Raw genomic sequence first — 19,531 nt, forward strand, 5'->3', positions numbered from 1 at the left:
AGCAAAACATCCGATTTTCAATGGAAAACGACTAGATCGCCAGTTCCAAATTTTCCGCTGGGACAGATACACAAGTCAGTATCTGTCCGGCGGGAATGCTTGCGCTAGGTTCCATCGGGTACGAAACACTTCCGCTGAGCAACTTGACGGCGCACTGCCCACAAGACCCAGCCCTACACTGGCTCGGCGCTTTAACATCCTGTGCTTCTAGCGCTTCAAGCAGAACACCATCTTCCGGTTTCCAAGTAAAACTTGTACCCGAACCTTCGCAGCTCACGCTCGCGCTTGGGAAATCGTGGAAGAGTTTGGATAAGTCAGTTTGGGGCGATACAAAAGTCTCGCTGTGGATTTCTTCTGGCAGAATTCCCTGTTCAATGCATACGTCGCGAACCAGACGTGTGAAACCTTCAGGCCCACAAATAACGACGCTATTACAACCGGCGACAGATCGAGCGATTTCTTCATGAGTGGGACGACGTTCTGAACTATCAAAGTGTTGATATTCAACATTCGCATCAACAGAGTTCAAGAGATCCTGCATCTGGACCGACAATTGACTCGGCACACCACGCTCTACGCGTAACACGTGCAAGTCTTCAACGCGTGAATATATCTCAGTATTGCGAAGCAGAGCTAGCGCGGGCGTGATTCCAATCCCAGCAGTGACAATGGCAGTTCTAGAACGAAGCACGTTGGGCGCAGTCATCGTTCCATATGGTCCGGAAACTAAGAGCTCATCGCCTGATTTCAACATAGCCAGACGCCGCGAAACCTCCCCCTGAACTCGCACAGCGATCTTAACCTCACCCGGTTCTACCGCGATGATCGTATAGTTTCTCCACAGTGGGTCGGCAAAATGAACGCGAAGATACTTTCCAGCTTCATCATGCTCAGCGAACCAGCCAAACGGGTCACTGAGGGTAAGCTCGATAGTTTCGGGATTCGGTCGCACTGCAGTGAGCACAGTAGCAAACCTCGGTGAACGCTTTGATGGGACAGGACCAACTTCTCCATCCCAAGCCTCTTCAACTTCGATTTGTTCCCCAACTTTCAACGTTCCTGAACTTATGACCGTGCCATAAATTCCGCAATGAAGATGGCCAAAATGCGTTGCGAGTAAACGAGGGCCGTTGGTATCAACTTCGGTTGTTGCGGGATTAACCGAAGTCGCAGAGCACCGTTCGATGGACTTCGTGATCGCGATTTTCACGTCACCGATTCGCAATGTTTTTCCGATCAGACCGAACTCTGCAAATGCAGGAAGCCCCTCCACCAAGATGTTGCCTCGGTAACGAAGCGGGTCGAGCTCGATAGATCCTGCTTTTGAAAGTTGCCTCACGGTATTTGGGTTGATAATCGAAATCCCAGATAGTCGAGAATCGAACATCCCATGGGATGTCGAGACAACGTCCCTGCGGTGAGAGCCTTGGGTGGGAAGATACTCAGATAGGTACTCACGTAACTCTTGTTTACCGCTCGATTCAGAAGAATCAAAAGTCAGTGATTCTTCCGCCGATGCCTGTGGCGCAGCAACAGTGATCAATGGCGGCTCCGATGTCACTGACCATTTTTGCAAGCTCTTGTCGTTCTTAAGGATGGTGAAGCTGAGACAACTATTCCATTCACCATCTGAGACTTCCACTGTTCCGTTTGAGAATGCCACGGCGCGGTCACCGAGTATTCCTCCGGCTGCCTCCACGGGTGCGAATGCGATTGATTCGCCAGGCAAACCCTTGATTGGAAAACGGAACAGCTGATCAATTCTCATGTACCTAGTCTAGTGACACATAACAACAAATAATCACCACATGAACCCAGACGAACAACCAGAGGCTCGCCTAATCAGAGCGTTTATTCGGCAGTTTCGGCTGGGTCAAGTCGCCTAGCTCCCGCTCCCTGCTGAGAAAGCTGGTCGTGTGGGTTCAATAAAGTGCAAGCTTGCATCGATAAACACCCGCAACCAATACAGCCCATAAGGCGGTCTTCCAGTTCTTCTATGGCCCTTCGACGCGCTTCGAGCACAAGTTTCCACTGGGCTGTGGCACGAAGCCAGTCTTCCTCGGATGGTAAATGATGCATCGGAACTGGAGCGAGAGCGCTCTTTATTTCGCTAAGCCCAATACCCAATTGTCGACCAACTGTTATCAGAGAAATCCGGCGAAGTAAGTGCCGGGGGTAACGACGTTGGTTACCTGCCGTACGCAATGAAGCTATGAGGCCAACTTCTTCGTAATAATGAAGTGCAGATCGAGCCACACCGGTGCGATCACTCACCTGGCCGATAGAGAGAAGCTCTTCAGCAGGTGGCTCTTGACCGCACCCTTCTTCGCCTGATGTGCGAATCATCACCCCTCCTCACCTTGACCTCAAGTTTACTTGAGGTCTTAGTGTTGAAGTAATCAGTATGATCTTTGGGAGTGCCTATGCACTCCTCATCTACAGCTGAGCAACGCCTTTCGTCTCAGCTCAAAGGAGCAATTAATGAGCCAACTATCAGATGACTTTCGAACCGCATTCCGTCATCATCCAGCTGGAGTGGCGCTCATAACCGCGACAGTGGATGAAGTTCCCTACGGGCTAACGATTTCATCCTTGGCCTCACTGTCAATTGCCCCAGTGTCAGTTTCATTCTCGCTTTCGAAGGAATCGGGGGCAGCGGGAGCTGTATTGGCTGCCCCAAGTTTCATGATTCACATGCTTGGTGAAGAACACGAAGAACTAGCAACTAACTTCGCACGTCCCGGTGCTCCCCGTTTCACCCCAGAACAGAATTTCCAATTCCTACCAACAGGGGAACCATACTTTGCCGGCGCGCCCATCGCTTTTCGCTCCAGTATCCATTCTTCGATAAGCGTTGGTGGATCACGTTTGATCGCGGCAGAAGTTCACGAAATTATCCAAGGCACCCCTCAACAACACCTGCTCCACCAGGATCGTAAGTACCTCCGGCTCTCAGGACTTCACTCCGGTATACAACAAGCGTGATACCTCCAACCAGATTTTCGGTTAACGCAGCAATGGCCGCCAATATTGGCGGCCATTGCTGCGTTTATCCTAGTCGCGAGTCAGGCGACGGTGGGTTACACGATGTGGCTTAGCCGCATCAGCGCCCAAACGCTCTACCTTGTTCTCCTCATAGGACTCAAAGTTACCCTCGAACCAGTACCAGTTCGACGGGTTCTCTTCGGTGCCCTCGTAGGCCAGAATGTGCGTTGCAACTCGGTCCAGGAACCAACGGTCGTGAGAGACCACGACAGCGCAACCTGGGAAATCAAGCAAGGCATTTTCCAACGATGAAAGTGTCTCAACATCCAAGTCGTTAGTTGGCTCATCGAGAAGCAACAAGTTGCCACCCTGCTTCAAGGTCAGTGCCAAGTTCAAGCGGTTACGTTCACCACCGGAAAGCACACCAGCCTTCTTTTGCTGATCTGGTCCCTTGAAACCAAACGCCGATACATAAGCGCGGGAAGGCATTTCAACCTGACCAACGTTGATGTAGTCCAAACCATCAGAAACAACTTCCCACAATGACTTGTTAGGGTCGATGTTTTCTCGGTTCTGGTCAACGTAGGAGATCTTTACGGTATCGCCAATCTTCAGCGATCCGCTGTCAAGTTCCTCCATGCCGACAATCGTCTTGAACAGGGTCGACTTACCGACACCGTTCGGACCGATGACGCCAACGATGCCATTTCGGGGCAACGAGAACGACAGGCCGTCAATCAGAACACGGTCGCCAAAGCCCTTCTTCAGGTCCTTAGCCTCAATGACGATCTGGCCCAGACGAGGGCCCGGCGGGATCTGAATCTCTTCAAAGTCGAGCTTGCGAGTACGCTCTGCCTCAGCAGCCATTTCCTCATAGCGAGCCAGACGAGCCTTGGACTTCGTCTGGCGTCCCTTGGCGTTCGAACGAACCCACTCGAGTTCTTCAGCCAGTCGCTTAGCAAGCTTCTGATCTTTCTTGCCCTGAACTTCCATGCGCTCGCGCTTCTTCTCCAGGTAAGTGGAGTAGTTGCCCTCATATGGGTGCAAGCGGCCACGGTCAACTTCACAAATCCATTCGGCGACATGGTCAAGGAAGTAGCGATCGTGGGTTACCGCAAGGACGGCGCCTGGGTAAGCAGCTAGGTGCTGCTCCAACCAGAGAACAGACTCTGCGTCCAAGTGGTTAGTAGGCTCGTCCAGAAGCAGCAAGTCTGGCTTTTGTAGCAACAACTTACACAGGGCGACGCGTCGACGTTCACCACCGGATAGATGGGTGACCATTTCGTCGCCTGGAGGACAACGTAATGCGTCCATAGCCTGTTCGAGCTGATTGTCGATATCCCAAGCGTCGGCCGCATCAATGGCTTCTTGCAGTTTGCCCATTTCTTCAAGCAATGCATCGAAGTCTGCGCCCTCTTGGGCCATCTCTTCTGAAATCTCGTTAAAGCGAGTGATCTTTTCGTAGATCTCGCCAACGCCTTCCTGGACGTTGCCCAGAACGGTTTTTTCCTCGTTCAGTGGTGGCTCCTGCATCAGGATGCCTACCGAATATCCTGGCGAGAGTCGAGCCTCACCATTGGACGGGGTATCGAGACCCGCCATGATCTTCAAGATCGTTGACTTACCAGCACCATTGGGTCCTACGACACCAATTTTTGCGCCCGGGAAGAACGACATGCTGACATTGTCGAGAATGACTTTGTCACCAACGGCTTTGCGAGCCTTGGTCATCGTATAAATGAATTCCGCCATGTACTTAAGGCTAGTCGGTGTGAGGGGGCAATATCGAATTATCACCCAACTATTTTGAGTTGGCGGTGTCCGGTTTCACATATTCGAACCGAACAGCGCCAATCATCCCAAATCTAGGCGGCTTGATCCGAATCTTTCGGCCAACTCGAATCTCCATCTTTCAAGGAGTCCTGATGCGAGGCCCTCTCGGTTTCACCCGTATCAATACGAACTCTGGTGAAGGAAGTCGTCCCAAATCGCAGATCATGGCCGATGCTGTACGCCTCAATATCAGCACTGGTTCCTTTAGTGCCATCCGCACGTTCATATTCTCGGATTTGCAACTTACCGAAGACCATCACGTGGTCTCCTTGCGACAGAGACTCCATCGAGTTTTCAGCCAAGCCCCTAAACGCTGATATCGAGTACCAGTTGGTAGGACCATCGACCCACTGGCCTGATTCCTGATCTTTCTTCCGTTCATGCGTCGCAGCTCGAAACTTCAACACGGCAACACCTTTTGCTGTCACGCTTAACTGTGGATCGGTGCCAACGATGGCACGGATGGTAACCAGATCACTCACGAGTACCTACTCCTTAGACTCTCAACACCAAGGACTCTTCTCGGTGTTGGTTCTCATCGTGCAGCACGAGCAGCACATAGGAATCCCCGCACTAACGAACTGTGGAAACTACGTTCTTGGACCGATCGCGGAAAGCCGTGACGCACAAGATGATCGCAATAATTAACCCCGGCAAAATCCAGCCAGTCCAGCCCAAGATTGAAGCCTGAGTCGTATCAAGAGGCGCACCCAATGTCATGAAGAGTGAAGTCAAACCGAAGCTGGCGTTAAAAACACCATGCGCCAGCGCGGCCGGCCACACCGAGTCACTATAGGAACGAATCCAGCCGAGAAACGCGCCGAGCACGGCACAAGCCCCACACATTGCAAGAACTCCCCATTCGGGTGCGAACGGATAGTTGTATCCAAGAAGTATCAATGGGGCATGCCAAGCTCCCCAAATAACGCCTGAAATAAGGATTGCCCCTAGTTTCCCGGAACGAGCGAGCCTAGGCCAAAGCCAGCCCCGCCAGCCAACTTCTTCTCCGATTGCCAAAAGAGCATTCATCAGCCCCGCAAGAACAATTAGCGCCGCTTGATCTGCCAAGTACAGCAGTGGTCCCTTCGATCCGGCTACAAAATGCAAAAGCGCAAAGTTTTCGAGGTCACCGGGAAACACTCCGAGCCATGTCCCAACGAAGGGAGCTTGAATCACCAATAAGACTGGGACAACAAATGCAAAAACGACAGCTACCACGACCCGTAGTGGTCTACGAATAGGCCAAATACCTGTGTCACGTACAAATTTAGACCCGCGACGCTCTAACAAGGCGACGATTAGTGCCGCTGCGGCCGGCGTGAACATCATCAGTGAAGCGACAGTAGAGAAGTAGGGTTCGTTGAGCCCGTCCCCTAGCCATAGGGGCAACGCGACGCACCACGCTAGTACGAGACTCAACACCGCAAAACAAACGATGCTCGCGCGACTACCAAATCTCAATACCGGCACTTTAAGTATCCCTAATCAGTTTCCAAAGTTCAGCGATACTTCCACCCTACCGACCCCAAGTCGAATTTTCGGTGAGCAATAAGCTAAACTAATTTCGGTTATGCCTCCGTAGCTCAGCTGGATAGAGCAAGAGCCTTCTAATCTCTAGGTCGTGGGTTCGAATCCCGCCGGGGGCACACAAATAAACCGCCGTTCACTTGGTAAAACAAGTGAACGGCGGTTTTTTCATTTGTCCAAAATCAGCGTTTTGACCATAGTTTGACCATAGTTTTTCTTGAGGTTCAGATGTTAACTTGCCGTCGTGCAACAGGGCCCAACTACATGCGATGCTCATTAAATCAGCCGCGGACACCGGCAGCACTCCAGGTCTAATTGACATGCGTGGGCGCCCGGAATTTCTGCTGGTCATCAATTTCCTGCGCAACAGAATCAACCTGTGTTGCCAGAAGACACCCGCTCACACTGCCGGTTTCTGGGCAAGAACTGAGCACCACCAACATATCCACACAAAATAGTGCCCAATAGCAACTGCAGAGTAACTTAGGCGTCAAGATTGCGATAAACTCTAGGCATTGTAGAAATCGAGAGGGAACAGGGAAAACTGTCACATGACACAACCGGTCGCCATTAGAACGCGACTTTTGCCTACCGAACGAACCAGTATCAACCTTATATTCCTGTTGGCAGGATTATCGTTCGCTTCATGGGCCGGCAGACTCTCAATCATCGATGATGTGCTGGGATTTTCAGGGCTTGGACTCGGCTCGTTTCTTCTATGCATGACCCTTGGTACTTTGATCGGTTTGTCCATCATTCCAACCATCAGCAAGTATGTCGCTACCAAGCGACTACTCTGCATCCTCCCACTCGGCCTAGCTCTTTGCCTTCCCCTTCTTGGTGTGGCCATCTCAATTACTCAAAGTACCTGGCTCGCGTACTTAACCTTGTTTGTAAATGGCATCATTTTCGGTTGCCTCGACATTATGATGAACGTCAGCGGAGCCAGAATTGAACGAAGCGTTGGTCGTAGCCTCATGCCGTCGTTCCATGGCTTTTTCAGTCTCGGCTCACTTCTTGGGGCTGGGCTGGCAACAGCTACAATCACAATGAAATTGCCAAGTATTTGGCATTTTGCACTAGTCTCCACATTGATTATCGCTTTTGCTTTCATTGCCCACCTCGGGCTGTCGGAGTGGGAGAACGAAAACTTCGCCGAACGCGCCAAAGAAAAGGCACAAGGTGATTCAAGGGCCACCGGGAAACTCGGTCTACTGCTTCTGTTAGGCCTCATGGTGGCTGGACTGAGCTTTACCGAGGGGGCAGCCAATGATTGGATTGCCGTCGCTACCGTTAACGGCCATGGACTGGAACATCAAGATGGCGCCCTCATGTTTACGCTCTTCGTTGGAGCCATGACACTTGGCCGCTTCTTGGGCGGTCTCCTTGTCGACCGGCTCGGGCACAAGTTCACTCTCTTGATAATGGGGACGATCGGGCTCCTTGGCGTCGTTCTCTTTATCGTCGAGTCAAACCCCTATTTCATTGGCTTAGGTTCAGCAATGTGGGGTCTTGGTAGCTCACTTGGATTCCCCGTCGGAATGAGCATCGCCGCCTCTAGAACTGAACGCCTAGGCCCCAGAGCAGTGAGTATCATCAGCGCCTTCGGATACGGCGCAATGCTTGGCGGTCCCCCGCTCATAGGTTTTGTCGTAGACAGTGTGGGACTGCCCCAGGCCTTGTGGATCTGTGTGGCGATCCTCATCGTTTCCCTCGTGCTCACTCCACGGGTCAGCCGCGGGCCAAACGCATCCAGCATCTCACGCTAAACGGGTAAGACAGCGCGCTCCTTGATATTGCGCATGACAATGGTGCTAGTCAGTTTTTCAACACCAGGTAGTCCCACGAGGACATCATCGTAAACTCGCTGATAGTGACTCAAGTCTTCTGCAAACACGCGCAGTAAGAAGTCAGGCTCACCAAATAGGCGCTGTGCATCAACAATCAGCTCTTCACGTTCAACTGCTAACTCAAAATCCTTAAGTTGTGCACGGTCTTTCAACGTGACAAAGACCAACGCCGCAAACCCGAGACCGACTCGCTCAGGTGCGATTACTGCCTGATATCCGGTGATCACGCCTGCACGTTCAAGTTCTCGAATGCGCCGGTGGCAAGGTGCTACTGATAAGCCAATTTTGGCAGCCAGTGCGGTTGCGCTGATTCTTCCATCGAGCTGCAATTCGGCAAGTATCGCACGATCCAATTCATCCATGAATTCAGAGTACAACACAAATATTTTGCGCCTACTCCTCCAACCTAGTCTTTTCTTTGCGCGATTGAACTTCAATGCCCAAAAATTGGCAAACACATTTGGGCGGATTTTTTCTAAGGTGAAGTCATCAGCAATTTCACGCTAAGGATGGACCATGGACTTCGCTCAGCTAACGGCCTTTCTGCTCATTTCAGTCACCTTAGCTTGCACGCCAGGCGCTGATTGGGCTTATGTCATTTCCTCTGCACTCCGGAAACAGAGCTATCAGCCAGCCGTTTGGGGACTACTCTCGGGTTATCTTGTGCATACCGTCTTACTGGTTTGCGGAATTGCCGCGCTCGTAGCCAGCTCGCCCACCATTCTCTCGTGGCTAACGGCAGCTGGTGCCATCTACCTACTTTGGCTAGGAATCTCCACGTTACGCTCGAGCAAAACCGCAACATTTTTCAGTGCCCCGCAACCATCCGCCATCGATATCACCGAAGGCGAGCCCAAGCTGGGCGAGACCAGCAACTCTCAGCTGGCTGGCAGCACGTCAATTGCTTTAGCATCACCACCGGTACAACAAGTTCCTGCGCGAACGGCCTTCTTCAAAGGGCTCCTCACAAGCGGAACCAACCCGAAAGCACTGCTGCTGTACGTGGCATTGATCCCCCAATATTTGGATTCAGATTTATCTCTACCTGTGCCCCTGCAAACGGGCATACTAGGACTAACGCACTTCACCGTTTCTATTGCGGTCTACTTCAGCGTGGCCTTTGCCTCGCGCGCCCTCCTTCGTTCCAGGCCGCTGGCAGCACGAGTTGTCACGTTAGTTTCCGGGATCATCATGATCTTGTTGTCACTCGCATTGATCTTTGAGCAGTTTTTCGTCTAATTGCTACTTTATTGAACACTGATCAAGACAATTGAACAGTGATCAAGTATGCTCTTTACCGGTGGTGTTTCAACCATCTGTAAATACGGTCTGAACCCGGCAATCCAAATAGCCGTGCAAGCAAGGCCCACGAGCATCGCGCTGGAGCAAGTGTGGAACTACCCTCAATAGGTTTAGAAAATGTTTCGGTTCGCTACGGTGACCGGGACGTTCTCAAGGACATCAACATCAGTCTTAACGAGCAGCGCATCGGTGTAATTGGCGCCAATGGTGCTGGGAAAAGCACCCTTTCTCGACTGCTCAACGGACTTGTGCTCCCCACCGAAGGATCTGTTCGCATTGGTGACCTAACCACCAGCCAGCATGCTAAACAAATCCGACGACAGGTCGGGTTCGTTTTTCAGAATCCTGCCAACCAGATCATCATGCCTATCGTTTCTGACGACATAGCCTTTGGCCTCAAGAACTTGTCACTGCCCAAAGCCGAACGCATTCAACGAGTAAACGAGACCCTGCATGAACTAAATATTTCGCATCTGGCTGACCGGGAAAGCCATACGTTATCCGGCGGCGAACAGCAGATGGTGGCGCTGGCTTCGGTACTAGCGATGCGACCTGAAACCATCATTTTTGATGAACCTACTACGATGCTGGATTTGCGTAACCGTTTGGCTTTCCAACATGAGATCTCGAAGCTATCCCAACGAGCGATCGTCGTCACTCACGACCTAGAAATCCTCGAAGACTTCGAACGAGTTCTCGTCATCACCGACGGCACAGTTGCCTTCGACGGTCAGCCTGCCGATGCCATTGCCCACTACCGACAATGGAGTCACGCATGATCGCTGCAAATAACACGTCTTATCTTGCGCGTATAAAGCCTGGGTGGAAGTTCGGTGCCTTGCTCGTCTTGAGCATTGCGTTGTACCTCATCAATTCGTGGACCGTCCTACTGTCGATCTTCATCGTAAGTGTCGTATTACTTCTGACGGCACGCGTGAATTTTAAACAGATCCGGCTACCGCTCATTTCATTGGCGGTCATCCTTAGTGTCGTTTTCATTCTGTTGGGCATCCAAACTGACTGGCTCAATGCACTGCGCTCGGTTCTCAGGCTGCTGACCATGTGCCTTCTGGCCTATTCGGTCAGTCTCACCACAAAATTTGAAGCCATGCTGGAACTATTTCAACAAGTCGCTTCGCCAGTCCGTTTTGTCGGTGGGAACCCGGCACAAATAGCTTTGGCACTTTCGATGACCATTCGCTTCATTCCCGAGCTAAAAAAGGTGTACGTAGAAGTTCGTGAAGCACAGCATGCTCGTGGACTAGCCAACAATCCGCTGGCTGTTACGGTTCCGCTAGTCATCCGCTCACTAAAAATTGCTGACGAAACTGCAGAGGCACTCGACGCTCGTGGCTACGATTCAGAGCCCGCAGCATTCCGACGCTAAACCATGTCATCACTCGATCAATATCAAGGAACTTCAATGTCTCGAAACCCCTCTTCTTCACAAACTAAAAATACGGTGTACATCGCTGTGTTTGCGGCGATGATCGCAGCAATGGGGTTGCTGCCACCAATTACCTTGGGCATCATCCCGGTACCAATTACTCTCCAAACCCTCGGCGTGATGCTCGCTGGTGCCCTGCTGGGCCCATGGCGAGGCGCTATGGCGTCGCTGGTGGTCGTGGTCCTCGCTGTCGCCGGGCTTCCACTGCTCTCAGGTGGTCGCGGTGGTCTCGCCGTTTTGCTCGGACCCACCGGTGGATATTTGGTCGGCTGGATTTTCGGTTCACTAGTGATCGGCGCACTGTTCAAGTATTGGGTTCTACGCAGGACCGGTAATACTGCACGCTTCCTTGCCGGACTCGCATCGGTCATTATTGGTGGAATCGGTGTGATCTACCTATGTGGTGTGCCGTGGACCTCCGTGGCCACAGGTATTGATGTTGGAACTTCCCTCATCGGATCCGCAGCTTTCCTCCCAGGCGATCTGTTCAAAGCCGTCGTGACAACACTCGTTGCCCTCACGGTTCATCGCAGCTACCGAGGACTAATGAGCTAAATACATGAACTTTTGGGATGCTCTGACGAGCTGGGCGGAACGTTTACCGAACAAGTCTGCAGTTGTTTCACTAACTGGTGAGTTGACCTACGCCCAGCTCGCAGGACGCGCCCAACACTTGGCTCATACGCTGCGTGAACTACCGGAACAGCGTGTGGGAATACTGGCGAACGACCCGATAACAATGGCTGTCGGGTTTCACGGAGCGGCTTTGGCAGGAAAAACCTTGGTCATTCTCGACCCATCCTGGCCAGAGGCTCTACTTCACACGATGGTTTCAACCCTCAAATGCGCCCACATCATGACTGACTTCAGTGCCGCGGATCTACAGAAAATCCCCGCCACAGTCTTCACGATTTCAGAGGGTGCCGACAATGCCCCGTGGGTTGCCCAAGAGCTTCCAGAGGACCGAGAACTCCTGATCATTTGCACTTCAGGAACTACTTCACGGCCTAAAGCCATCATTAGAACAGCCAGATCTTGGCAGTGTTCAGTGGAAGTCGGAGCTCCGATACTGAAAGCCACCGAAGCGAGTATTACTTTGTCGCCCGGACCGATATCTCACGGACTTGGTCTCTACTCGCTAGTGGAGTCCATCCACACAGGCGGAACATTTGTTGGGTCCGGACGATGGAGCACACAAGGAGCCAAGAATCTTTTAGGTCGCCTCAGATGCAACCGAGTAGTCACTGTGCCGACAATACTTGATCGTTTATTCTCCGATATGGAATTGCAACAGCTCGCGAGCATTCGTTGGGTCATCAGTGGTGGTGAATCATTATCACCGCGGATCGTGGCTCAACTTCAAACGTTGCCATCCTACGAATCGTGCGTTGAGCATTTCGGAAGTAGCGAGCACAGCCTGATCGCTTATTCACATAGAGACACCAATGAACAACTAAGCGATGGTTTCTCTGGACAACTCTTTCCGACGGTTTCAGTGCACCTTCATGAAGTCGATCCAGTCACGGGGATCGGCACTGCCTACGTAGACAGTCCTTTTAACGCCATCGGATACGATCCCCAAACGGCACCGTCTATAGCTCGGTGCAACGCTTCAACCAGTACATTGGATCAGGCAAGGCAAATCAGCGACCAGCAGATTGCCTTCATTCGCCGCGAGGATGGAATGCTCAACCTGCATGGCAATAATATTCATCCCGCGGAAATCATCGCCGTGTTTTCAACTTTGAACATGACTGAAGTCAAAATTCATCGCGATACCGAAAGCGATAAGCCTCGGCTGATTGCCTATGTTCGCTCCCCCGTTATTGACGGTGAACTTCTTCGAGAAAAGCTCTTTGAGCAGTTGCCAGTATTCAAGATTCCACACGAGGTTGTGTCACTTAATAGCTGGCCTCAAGGATTTAGCGGTAAAGCCTCGATTACCACCTTGTCGGACGATGCCCCAGAAATACTTAAGAGAATACAAATACGATGAATAACGCCTACATCATTGATGCCCTTCGTACTCCTATCGTCCGTGCTGGCAAAGAATACTCTCGCATCAGCGCCGACAAGCTTCTTGCTCCACTGCTAACTGCCTTGGTGGAAAGAGCTGGGATACATGCAGTTGATGTTGACCATGTGTTTCTTGGCAATGCAGCTGGCCCAGGTGGAAATATCGCTCGTGTAGCCGTTCTCGCATCGGTCTTGCCTGAGACGGTGAGCGCCACCAGTATGGATGCCCAGTGCGCCAGTGGCTTAGAAGCAATTGCAGCGGGGGCTCGGATGATTCGTTGCGGTGAAGCGGATATCGTTCTAGCTGGCGGCGTCGAATCCGTGAGCACGGCACCATGGCGGGTTGAGAAACAAGAATCCGTCACGGTGCCACCAAAATTATATTCACGTGCAAGGTTCACCCCGGTTCCAAATGCTGACCCGGAAATGGGCGTCGCAGCCGAAAATATCGCCACCCGGTACAACATCAGCAGGGAGCGCCAAGATAGTTTCGCTTTACAAAGCCACCAACGGGCCGTGCAAGCGCAAGCAGAAGGCGTATTTGACGATGAGTTGCTCCCCATAGGCACGTCAACAGGACTCGTTTCTGAAGACACCTGTCCCCGGCCTTCACTCACCGACAAGAAACTCTCCGCGCTCAAACCAGCTTTTGTGGAGAGTGGAAGCGTTACGGCAGGAAACTCGTGCCCCATAAATGATGGGGCCAGCGTCGTGCTGCTGGTGAGTGAGAAGGTAAGGCAGTCATTGAGCCCATCCTTCGCGTTGAAGTATTTGACTGCAGCTTCGGGCGCGTATGATCCAGAGCTTCTCGGGATGGCTGCCGTTCCTGCCTATCAAAAACTCCAAAATCAGCTAGGGGAAGAACCGTCACATCATGCGCCGTTGATTGAGTTTAATGAAGCATTTGCTGTTCAGGCATTAGCTTGCCTAGACATCTTGGGTATCGACCCGGCAACAGTTAATCGCAACGGTGGCGCACTAGCCTTGGGACACCCATACGGTGCTAGTGGCGCGATATTGACTACGAGACTGTTCCGGCAGGCTCAAAAACAGGGACTCTCCGGTCAGCGCGCCTTGGCACTGATGGCCGCAGCGGGCGGAACGGGAAGTGCTATCGCCTTCGAATCCGTCGTTTCCTGAAGTCAAACACCGAGAAGGCTAAATATTAAAACCTAGGGCACGCATCTGTTCGCGACCATCTTCGGTAATTCGTTCTGGTCCCCATGGTGGAGTCCATACCCAATTGATGTGGTGAACAGTCACGAGGTGCTCTAGGGCTTGGCTAACTTGCTCCTCAATGATGTCAGTCAGCGGGCATGCTGGCGTTGTTAGTGTCATAGCAATTTCAAGCACAGCGCCTTCAACAAAACGCAACCCATAAACGAGTCCTAAATCGACAATGTTGACCCCAAGTTCCGGGTCAATGACGTCTTTGAGCGCTTCTTCGATCTCTTCAATTGGACGGGCAATCCTCGTCTGCGCAGTTGGCACAGCTTCGCTCATTGAACACCCCACGCGTACCTATAAGGTTTACCTAAATCTATTTAATGACACTATAGTCACGTTTTTAGGGTGTTAGCCAATTTTTGGCTTCATACGTCATGCAAAGACAGATTTGTGAACATTCATCTCCACGTTACTCAATGGGAAACCTAGTTCCGCTTTAAAAACACAGAGGCAGCAATCATTCGAAAAATGATTGCAGCCTCTGTGGATTGGTCGAACTTAGATATTGAACCCTAGGGCTCGCATCTGGTCGCGACCATCGTCAGTAATGCGCTCTGGACCCCAAGGTGGCATCCAGACCCAATTCAGACGGTGATCATCAACGATGTTCTCCAGCGCCTTGCTAACCTGCTCTTCGATAATATCGGTGAGCGGGCAAGCCGCGGTGGTCAAGGTCATGTCCAGTAGCAGTACGCCGTCATCTGCGTACTTCAGGCCATAGAGCAACCCCAGGTCGACGATATTAACACCGAGCTCGGGGTCAATAACGTCCTTGAGTGCTTCCTCAACATCTTCCAGAGGAGTCGAAACGGCTCCCTGGCTCTGTTCGGTTGATTCGCTCATAAAATTACCTTTAGGCCTTGACGTTCAGGTAGCGGTCGTAGCCTTCTTCTTCAAGGCGGTCAGCCAGCTCAGGGCCGCCCTGTTCTGCAACACGGCCGTCCACGAACACGTGCACGAAGTCTGGCTTGATGTAGCGCAGGATGCGGGTGTAGTGGGTGATCAGCAGGGTACCCATGTTGTTCTCGTCCTGAGCGCGGTTAACACCCTCGGAAACGATCTTCAACGCGTCAACGTCCAGACCCGAGTCGGTCTCGTCCAAAACAGCGAACTTAGGCTTGAACAGTTCCAGCTGCAGGATCTCAACACGCTTCTTCTCACCACCGGAGAAGCCTTCGTTGACGTTACGGCCAGCGAAGTCAGCATCGATCTTCAGCTTGCTCATTGCTTCCTTGACATCCTTGGTCCAGGTACGCAGCTTCGGAGCTTCTCCGTCGATGGCGGTCTTGGCGGTGCGCAGGAAGTTGGTCATGGTGACGCCTGGTACCTCTACTGGGTACTGCATAGCCAGGAACAGGCCAGCCTTGGCGCGCTCGTCGACGCTCATCTCCAGCACATCTTCGCCGTCAAGGGTAATGGAGCCCGAGGTGACGGTGTAGCGTGGGTGACCGGCGATGGTCGAAGCAAGGGTGGACTTGCCCGAACCGTTAGGACCCATGATTGCGTGGGTCTCGCCGGTGTTGATGGTTAGGGTTACACCCTTGAGAATTTCCTTCTCGCCCTGCTCGGTTTCAATCGAGACGTGCAGGTCCTTGATTTCCAGAGTAGACATACGTCGTTCCGTTTCTTTCTAAAAAGCTCTATGGCTAAAAAGCTGGTGAAGCAGGCACTGACTAGTTGTCAGTTGCAGCCAGTTCTTCTTCGATGGTGTCGGTCAAACGCTCCTGCAGAGCTTCATCACCGATCTGCTGAACGATCTCGTTCAAGAAACCACGTACTACCAGGCGGCGTGCGGTCTTTTCGTCGATACCGCGAGCCATCAGGTAGAACAGGTGCTCATCATCGAAGCGACCGGTGGTCGATGCGTGACCCGCACCGTCAATCAGGCCGGTTTCGATTTCCAGGTTTGGAACCGAGTCCGCGCGTGCGCCATCGGTCAACACCAGGTTGCGGTTGGCTTCGTACGAGTCGGTGCCAACCGCTTCCTTCTGGATCAGCACGTCGCCAACCCAAACGGTGTGTGCATCCTTGCCCTGCAGGGCACCCTTGTAAAGAACATTCGACTTGCAGTTGGCCACAGCGTGGTCAACAAACAAGCGGTGTTCCAGGTGCTGTCCGGCATCTGCGAAGTACAGACCGTAGAGCTCGATTTCCGCACGTTCGCCGGTGAAGCGAGCCGATGGGTTCACGCGCACCAGATCGCCACCGAAGGATACGGCGATGTGCTTGAAGGATGCGCCCTGAGCGACAAGTGCCTGCTGCGATGAAGCATGCACTGCGTCATCTTCCCAAGCCTGCAAGGAGACAACGGTCAAGCGAGCGTTGGCGTGAACGTCGAATTCAACGTTCTGAGCCAGCACTGCTGAACCAACGTGGTCCAAGATCACGGTGGCTTCCGAGTTTTCCTCGGCAACGATGATCAAGTGCTGAGCTGCTGGAGCCAGCGATTCGCCGGTGATGCGAACGCTTGCCTTGGCACCCTCTGCATTCTTAGGAATGGTCACAACCTGAGTCTCGGAAGCGTACTTCCAAGCATTGGCCGAGACGCGATCATCTGGGGTGTGCGCAACGCCGTTCAAAGCATCGTCAGAAGAAACGACGGTCAAGGTGGCGATGTCGTTACCCGATAGCTCAACCTTTGGAGCAGCTCCGGTGAGCTCGTCACTGTGCAGACCCTTCAGGCGCTTGAGCGGGGTGAAACGCCAATCCTCTTCACGACCGGTCAGCTTGGCGAAGTCCTCAACGTTGGTGCTGGTCAGACGACCTGCACGTGAGGAATCCGGCACGCCAACTCCCCCGCCGTGGCTGTGAGCCTTAGCGGAAGCTCCACCCAAAGGTGAGCTGTCGTTTTCGTTGATTGGCGAAAGGTTTTCGCCCTCTTCGGTGAAACCAGGAATGGATGGGGCGCCGATGCGCACCTTCTCATCTGGGATATGGGTGGTGGTCTCCGACATTCTTAGCCGACCGATCCTTCCATCTGAAGTTCAATAAGGCGGTTCAGTTCCAGCGCGTATTCCATTGGAAGCTCACGGGCGATTGGCTCAACGAAGCCACGCACGATCATCGCCATTGCCTCGTCCTCGGCCATACCGCGGGACATGAGGTAGAACAGCTGCTCTTCGGAAACGCGGGAAACGGTTGCCTCGTGGCCCATGGTGACATCGTCTTCGCGAACGTCAATGTATGGGTAGGTATCCGAACGCGAAATTTGGTCAACCAGCAGCGCGTCACAAACCACCGAGTTCTTGGTGCCCTTGGCACCCTCCTGCACCTGAACCAGACCACGGTAAGCCGAACGGCCACCGTTACGAGCCACCGACTTAGCCACAATGGCCGAGGAGGTGTTCGGAGCGATGTGAACCATCTTCGATCCGGTGTCCTGGTGCTGACCTTCGCCTGCGAAAGCGATGGACAGGGTCTCACCCTTGGCGCGTTCGCCAACGAGGTAAACCGCAGGGTACTTCATGGTGACCTTCGAACCGATGTTGCCATCGACCCATTCCATAGTTGCGCCCTCTTCACAGACGGCACGCTTGGTCACCAGGTTGTATACGTTGTTCGACCAGTTCTGGATCGTGGTGTAACGGACGCGGGCGCCCTTCTTCACGATGATTTCCACAACGGCGGAGTGCAGCGAGTCCGACTGGTAGATCGGTGCGGTGCAACCCTCGATGTAGTGAACGTACGAATCCTCATCGGCGATGATCAGGGTGCGTTCGAACTGGCCCATGTTTTCCGTGTTAATACGGAAGTACGCCTGCAGTGGGATCTCTACGTGTACGCCCTTAGGAACGTAAACGAAAGAACCACCGGACCACACTGCGGTGTTCAGCGAAGCGAACTTGTTATCGCCCGCAGGAATAACCGAGCCGAAGTACTCTTCGAAGATCTCTGGGTGTTCCTTCAAACCGGTATCGGTATCGAGGAAGATCACGCCCTGAGCTTCGAGGTCTTCACGCAGCTGGTGGTAAACAACCTCGGACTCGTACTGAGCTGCAACACCGGAAACCAGGCGCTGCTTTTCAGCCTCAGGAATACCCAACTTGTCGTAGGTGTTCTTGATGTCTTCAGGAAGTTCGTCCCAGGTCGTTGCCTGCTTCTCGGTGGAGCGGACGAAGTACTTGATGTTGTCGAAGTCAATGCCCGAGAGGTCTGGACCCCAGGTTGGCATTGGCTTGCGATCGAAGTACTTCAGTGCCTTCTGGCGGCGTTCGAGCATCCATTCCGGCTCGGACTTGAGGGCGGAAATATTCGCCACAACGTCCTTGTCGACGCCGCGGCGAGCATTGGCACCCGCGTCATTCTTATCTGACCAGCCATATTCGTAATTGCCGATTCCGTGGAGTTCGGGGTTCTTCTCCAGAATTTCGGAAATTACACCTGGGTCGGCAGACTCCTGTGCAATCTGATCCGTCATCGCGGCCTCTCCTGCTTCGTGAACTGAATTCGAGTTCTCTTCTCAGCGCGCATTGGCGCCTTTTCACGCCCCACAGGGATGTGGGTCGTGCACACGTGTCCGCCACCGGCCAAGGTCGACAATCGTCGAACGTCGACGCCTAACAGGCGGGCGAACATTTCAGTTTCGATGTCGCAAAACACCGGAAACTCTCGTGCCAAATCTTGTATCGGGCAGTGCCCCTGGCATAGCTGAACGCTATGCATCAGTGCCGTTGCCACCTTGGTGTCAACTTTTCGGGTGTACCCTACGAATCCGTCAGCACTAAGCAAATTGCTAAGTACTTCGGCTCGTGCTTCCAGCCCTTCAACACCGGTGAGCGCCTTGGCGTACCGGGTTTCCATTTCAGCGAAACGGTTCCGAGCGAACTTGCGAATGGCATCGTCGCCGGCAGCTTCGCCGAGCATCTTTAGAGCATCGGTGGCAATTTCCAAATAATCGTTGCCGAGCTTTGTCTGGCCGCGGTGCGAGAGCACGTAGCGGCGGGACGGACGCCCTGCACCCGACTTCTGGTTTGCTACCAGTTTCACCTCGACGAGCCCAGATTTTGACAGCGCGTCAAGGTGGCGACGAACGGCCGCTGGCGTGAAGCCTAGCTTGTTGCCAAGCTCGGCCGCACTAACCGGCCCGTCCTCAAGTACTGCGTAGAGGACACGGTCGCGCGTGCGTTCTTCGGTATCCCCAACTGCACCAAGCGTTTCTGCAGTGGAGTCACTAGCTGAGTCCAAATTTGATGAATACACAACACAATCATGCGTAAATTTTCCCGCCCGGTCTAGTAAGGAAGGACTTACTAAGGGAGAGCTTGCCCACTTCTAGATCCGTACCTTATTAGCGCCTAGCGTTTTTTATTCTTCCGCTGACGCGTATCGCTGGCGAGCATTGGTG

The 19,531-nt window shown here is 52.8% G+C and carries 20 protein-coding genes and 1 tRNA gene; 9 read left to right on the forward strand and 12 right to left on the reverse strand.

Features of this window, described 5'->3' with window-relative positions; genetic code table 11:
* Nucleotides 1-31: 31 nt before the first annotated feature.
* Together QMQ05_RS09205 and soxR are read right to left on the reverse strand one after the other, a co-directional pair.
* Nucleotides 32-1,768 carry a 2Fe-2S iron-sulfur cluster-binding protein gene (locus QMQ05_RS09205; protein WP_345469432.1) on the reverse strand — a complete coding sequence of 579 codons (1,737 nt, stop codon included), beginning with the start codon at nucleotides 1,766-1,768 and terminating at the stop codon, nucleotides 32-34.
* Nucleotides 1,769-1,851: 83 nt separating this feature from the next.
* A complete protein-coding gene (gene soxR / locus QMQ05_RS09210; protein WP_345474692.1) occupies nucleotides 1,852-2,346 on the reverse strand; it encodes a redox-sensitive transcriptional activator SoxR in 495 nt (164 codons plus the stop codon).
* 135 nt (nucleotides 2,347-2,481) lie between these two features.
* Between soxR and QMQ05_RS09215 the strand changes: the two genes are divergently transcribed.
* A complete protein-coding gene (locus QMQ05_RS09215; protein WP_345469434.1) occupies nucleotides 2,482-2,985 on the forward strand; it encodes a flavin reductase family protein in 504 nt (167 codons plus the stop codon).
* A gap of 69 nt (nucleotides 2,986-3,054) precedes the next feature.
* Here QMQ05_RS09215 and ettA read toward each other — a convergent pair whose 3' ends face one another.
* The 3 genes from ettA to QMQ05_RS09230 all read right to left on the reverse strand — a co-directional run bounded on the left by ettA (nucleotide 3,055) and on the right by QMQ05_RS09230 (nucleotide 6,288).
* Complete coding sequence (ettA, locus tag QMQ05_RS09220) at nucleotides 3,055-4,737, reverse strand: energy-dependent translational throttle protein EttA (RefSeq protein WP_058254506.1); 1,683 nt, start codon at nucleotides 4,735-4,737, stop codon at nucleotides 3,055-3,057.
* Nucleotides 4,738-4,850: 113 nt separating this feature from the next.
* Nucleotides 4,851-5,300 carry a single-stranded DNA-binding protein gene (locus tag QMQ05_RS09225; protein ID WP_345469436.1) on the reverse strand — a complete coding sequence of 150 codons (450 nt, stop codon included), beginning with the start codon at nucleotides 5,298-5,300 and terminating at the stop codon, nucleotides 4,851-4,853.
* A 91-nt stretch (nucleotides 5,301-5,391) separates the two neighbouring features.
* Complete coding sequence (locus QMQ05_RS09230) at nucleotides 5,392-6,288, reverse strand: CPBP family intramembrane glutamic endopeptidase (protein ID WP_345469438.1); 897 nt, start codon at nucleotides 6,286-6,288, stop codon at nucleotides 5,392-5,394.
* Between the two features lie 102 nt (nucleotides 6,289-6,390).
* Here QMQ05_RS09230 and QMQ05_RS09235 point away from each other — a divergent pair.
* Both QMQ05_RS09235 and QMQ05_RS09240 read left to right on the forward strand, forming a co-directional pair.
* Nucleotides 6,391-6,464: transfer RNA gene (locus QMQ05_RS09235), tRNA-Arg, on the forward strand.
* A gap of 432 nt (nucleotides 6,465-6,896) precedes the next feature.
* Nucleotides 6,897-8,114: an MFS transporter gene (locus tag QMQ05_RS09240; protein ID WP_345469440.1), complete on the forward strand. Its 1,218-nt coding sequence runs from the start codon at nucleotides 6,897-6,899 to the stop codon at nucleotides 8,112-8,114.
* Here QMQ05_RS09240 and QMQ05_RS09245 read toward each other — a convergent pair.
* The gene (locus tag QMQ05_RS09245) at nucleotides 8,111-8,557 is read right to left on the reverse strand and encodes an Lrp/AsnC family transcriptional regulator (RefSeq protein ID WP_345474694.1); all 447 of its coding nucleotides are present in this window, start codon (nucleotides 8,555-8,557) and stop codon (nucleotides 8,111-8,113) included. The genes QMQ05_RS09240 and QMQ05_RS09245 overlap by 4 nt on opposite strands.
* Before the next feature lie 154 nt (nucleotides 8,558-8,711).
* Between QMQ05_RS09245 and QMQ05_RS09250 the strand changes: the two genes are divergently transcribed.
* The 6 genes from QMQ05_RS09250 to QMQ05_RS09275 all read left to right on the forward strand — a co-directional run bounded on the left by QMQ05_RS09250 (nucleotide 8,712) and on the right by QMQ05_RS09275 (nucleotide 14,100).
* Nucleotides 8,712-9,434 carry a LysE family translocator gene (locus QMQ05_RS09250; RefSeq protein WP_345469442.1) on the forward strand — a complete coding sequence of 241 codons (723 nt, stop codon included), beginning with the start codon at nucleotides 8,712-8,714 and terminating at the stop codon, nucleotides 9,432-9,434.
* Nucleotides 9,435-9,586: 152 nt separating this feature from the next.
* Entirely contained in the window at nucleotides 9,587-10,276 is a 690-nt protein-coding gene (locus tag QMQ05_RS09255; protein ID WP_345469444.1) for an energy-coupling factor ABC transporter ATP-binding protein, read from the forward strand.
* Nucleotides 10,273-10,884, forward strand: coding sequence for an energy-coupling factor transporter transmembrane component T family protein (locus QMQ05_RS09260; protein ID WP_345469446.1), 612 nt, complete (start codon nucleotides 10,273-10,275; stop codon nucleotides 10,882-10,884). Before QMQ05_RS09255 ends, QMQ05_RS09260 begins: the two co-directional genes overlap by 4 nt.
* Nucleotides 10,885-10,920: 36 nt before the next feature.
* Nucleotides 10,921-11,499, forward strand: a complete 579-nt coding sequence (locus QMQ05_RS09265; protein ID WP_345469448.1) for a biotin transporter BioY — start codon at nucleotides 10,921-10,923, stop codon at nucleotides 11,497-11,499.
* Nucleotides 11,500-11,503: 4 nt separating this feature from the next.
* Nucleotides 11,504-12,940 carry a class I adenylate-forming enzyme family protein gene (locus QMQ05_RS09270; protein ID WP_345469450.1) on the forward strand — a complete coding sequence of 479 codons (1,437 nt, stop codon included), beginning with the start codon at nucleotides 11,504-11,506 and terminating at the stop codon, nucleotides 12,938-12,940.
* On the forward strand, nucleotides 12,937-14,100 hold the full coding sequence (locus QMQ05_RS09275; protein ID WP_345469451.1) for a thiolase family protein: 1,164 nt from the start codon (nucleotides 12,937-12,939) through the stop codon (nucleotides 14,098-14,100). Before QMQ05_RS09270 ends, QMQ05_RS09275 begins: the two co-directional genes overlap by 4 nt.
* A gap of 18 nt (nucleotides 14,101-14,118) precedes the next feature.
* Here QMQ05_RS09275 and QMQ05_RS09280 read toward each other — a convergent pair whose 3' ends face one another.
* The 6 genes from QMQ05_RS09280 to QMQ05_RS09305 all read right to left on the reverse strand — a co-directional run bounded on the left by QMQ05_RS09280 (nucleotide 14,119) and on the right by QMQ05_RS09305 (nucleotide 19,386).
* A complete protein-coding gene (locus QMQ05_RS09280; protein WP_345469453.1) occupies nucleotides 14,119-14,463 on the reverse strand; it encodes a metal-sulfur cluster assembly factor in 345 nt (114 codons plus the stop codon).
* 222 nt (nucleotides 14,464-14,685) lie between these two features.
* Entirely contained in the window at nucleotides 14,686-15,030 is a 345-nt protein-coding gene (locus tag QMQ05_RS09285; RefSeq protein WP_058254516.1) for a metal-sulfur cluster assembly factor, read from the reverse strand.
* Between the two features lie 10 nt (nucleotides 15,031-15,040).
* A complete protein-coding gene (gene sufC / locus QMQ05_RS09290) occupies nucleotides 15,041-15,799 on the reverse strand; it encodes a Fe-S cluster assembly ATPase SufC (RefSeq protein ID WP_345469456.1) in 759 nt (252 codons plus the stop codon).
* Nucleotides 15,800-15,860: 61 nt separating this feature from the next.
* Nucleotides 15,861-17,141: a Fe-S cluster assembly protein SufD gene (gene sufD, locus QMQ05_RS09295; protein WP_345469458.1), complete on the reverse strand. Its 1,281-nt coding sequence runs from the start codon at nucleotides 17,139-17,141 to the stop codon at nucleotides 15,861-15,863.
* A 2-nt stretch (nucleotides 17,142-17,143) separates the two neighbouring features.
* Nucleotides 17,144-18,604 carry a Fe-S cluster assembly protein SufB gene (gene sufB / locus QMQ05_RS09300; protein ID WP_058254519.1) on the reverse strand — a complete coding sequence of 487 codons (1,461 nt, stop codon included), beginning with the start codon at nucleotides 18,602-18,604 and terminating at the stop codon, nucleotides 17,144-17,146.
* Entirely contained in the window at nucleotides 18,601-19,386 is a 786-nt protein-coding gene (locus QMQ05_RS09305) for a helix-turn-helix transcriptional regulator (RefSeq protein WP_345469461.1), read from the reverse strand. The genes sufB and QMQ05_RS09305 overlap by 4 nt, the downstream gene beginning before the upstream one ends.
* Nucleotides 19,387-19,531: the final 145 nt, after the last annotated feature.

This window comes from Glutamicibacter sp. B1 (assembly GCF_039602135.1).
Taxonomy (GTDB): domain Bacteria; phylum Actinomycetota; class Actinomycetes; order Actinomycetales; family Micrococcaceae; genus Glutamicibacter; species Glutamicibacter ectropisis.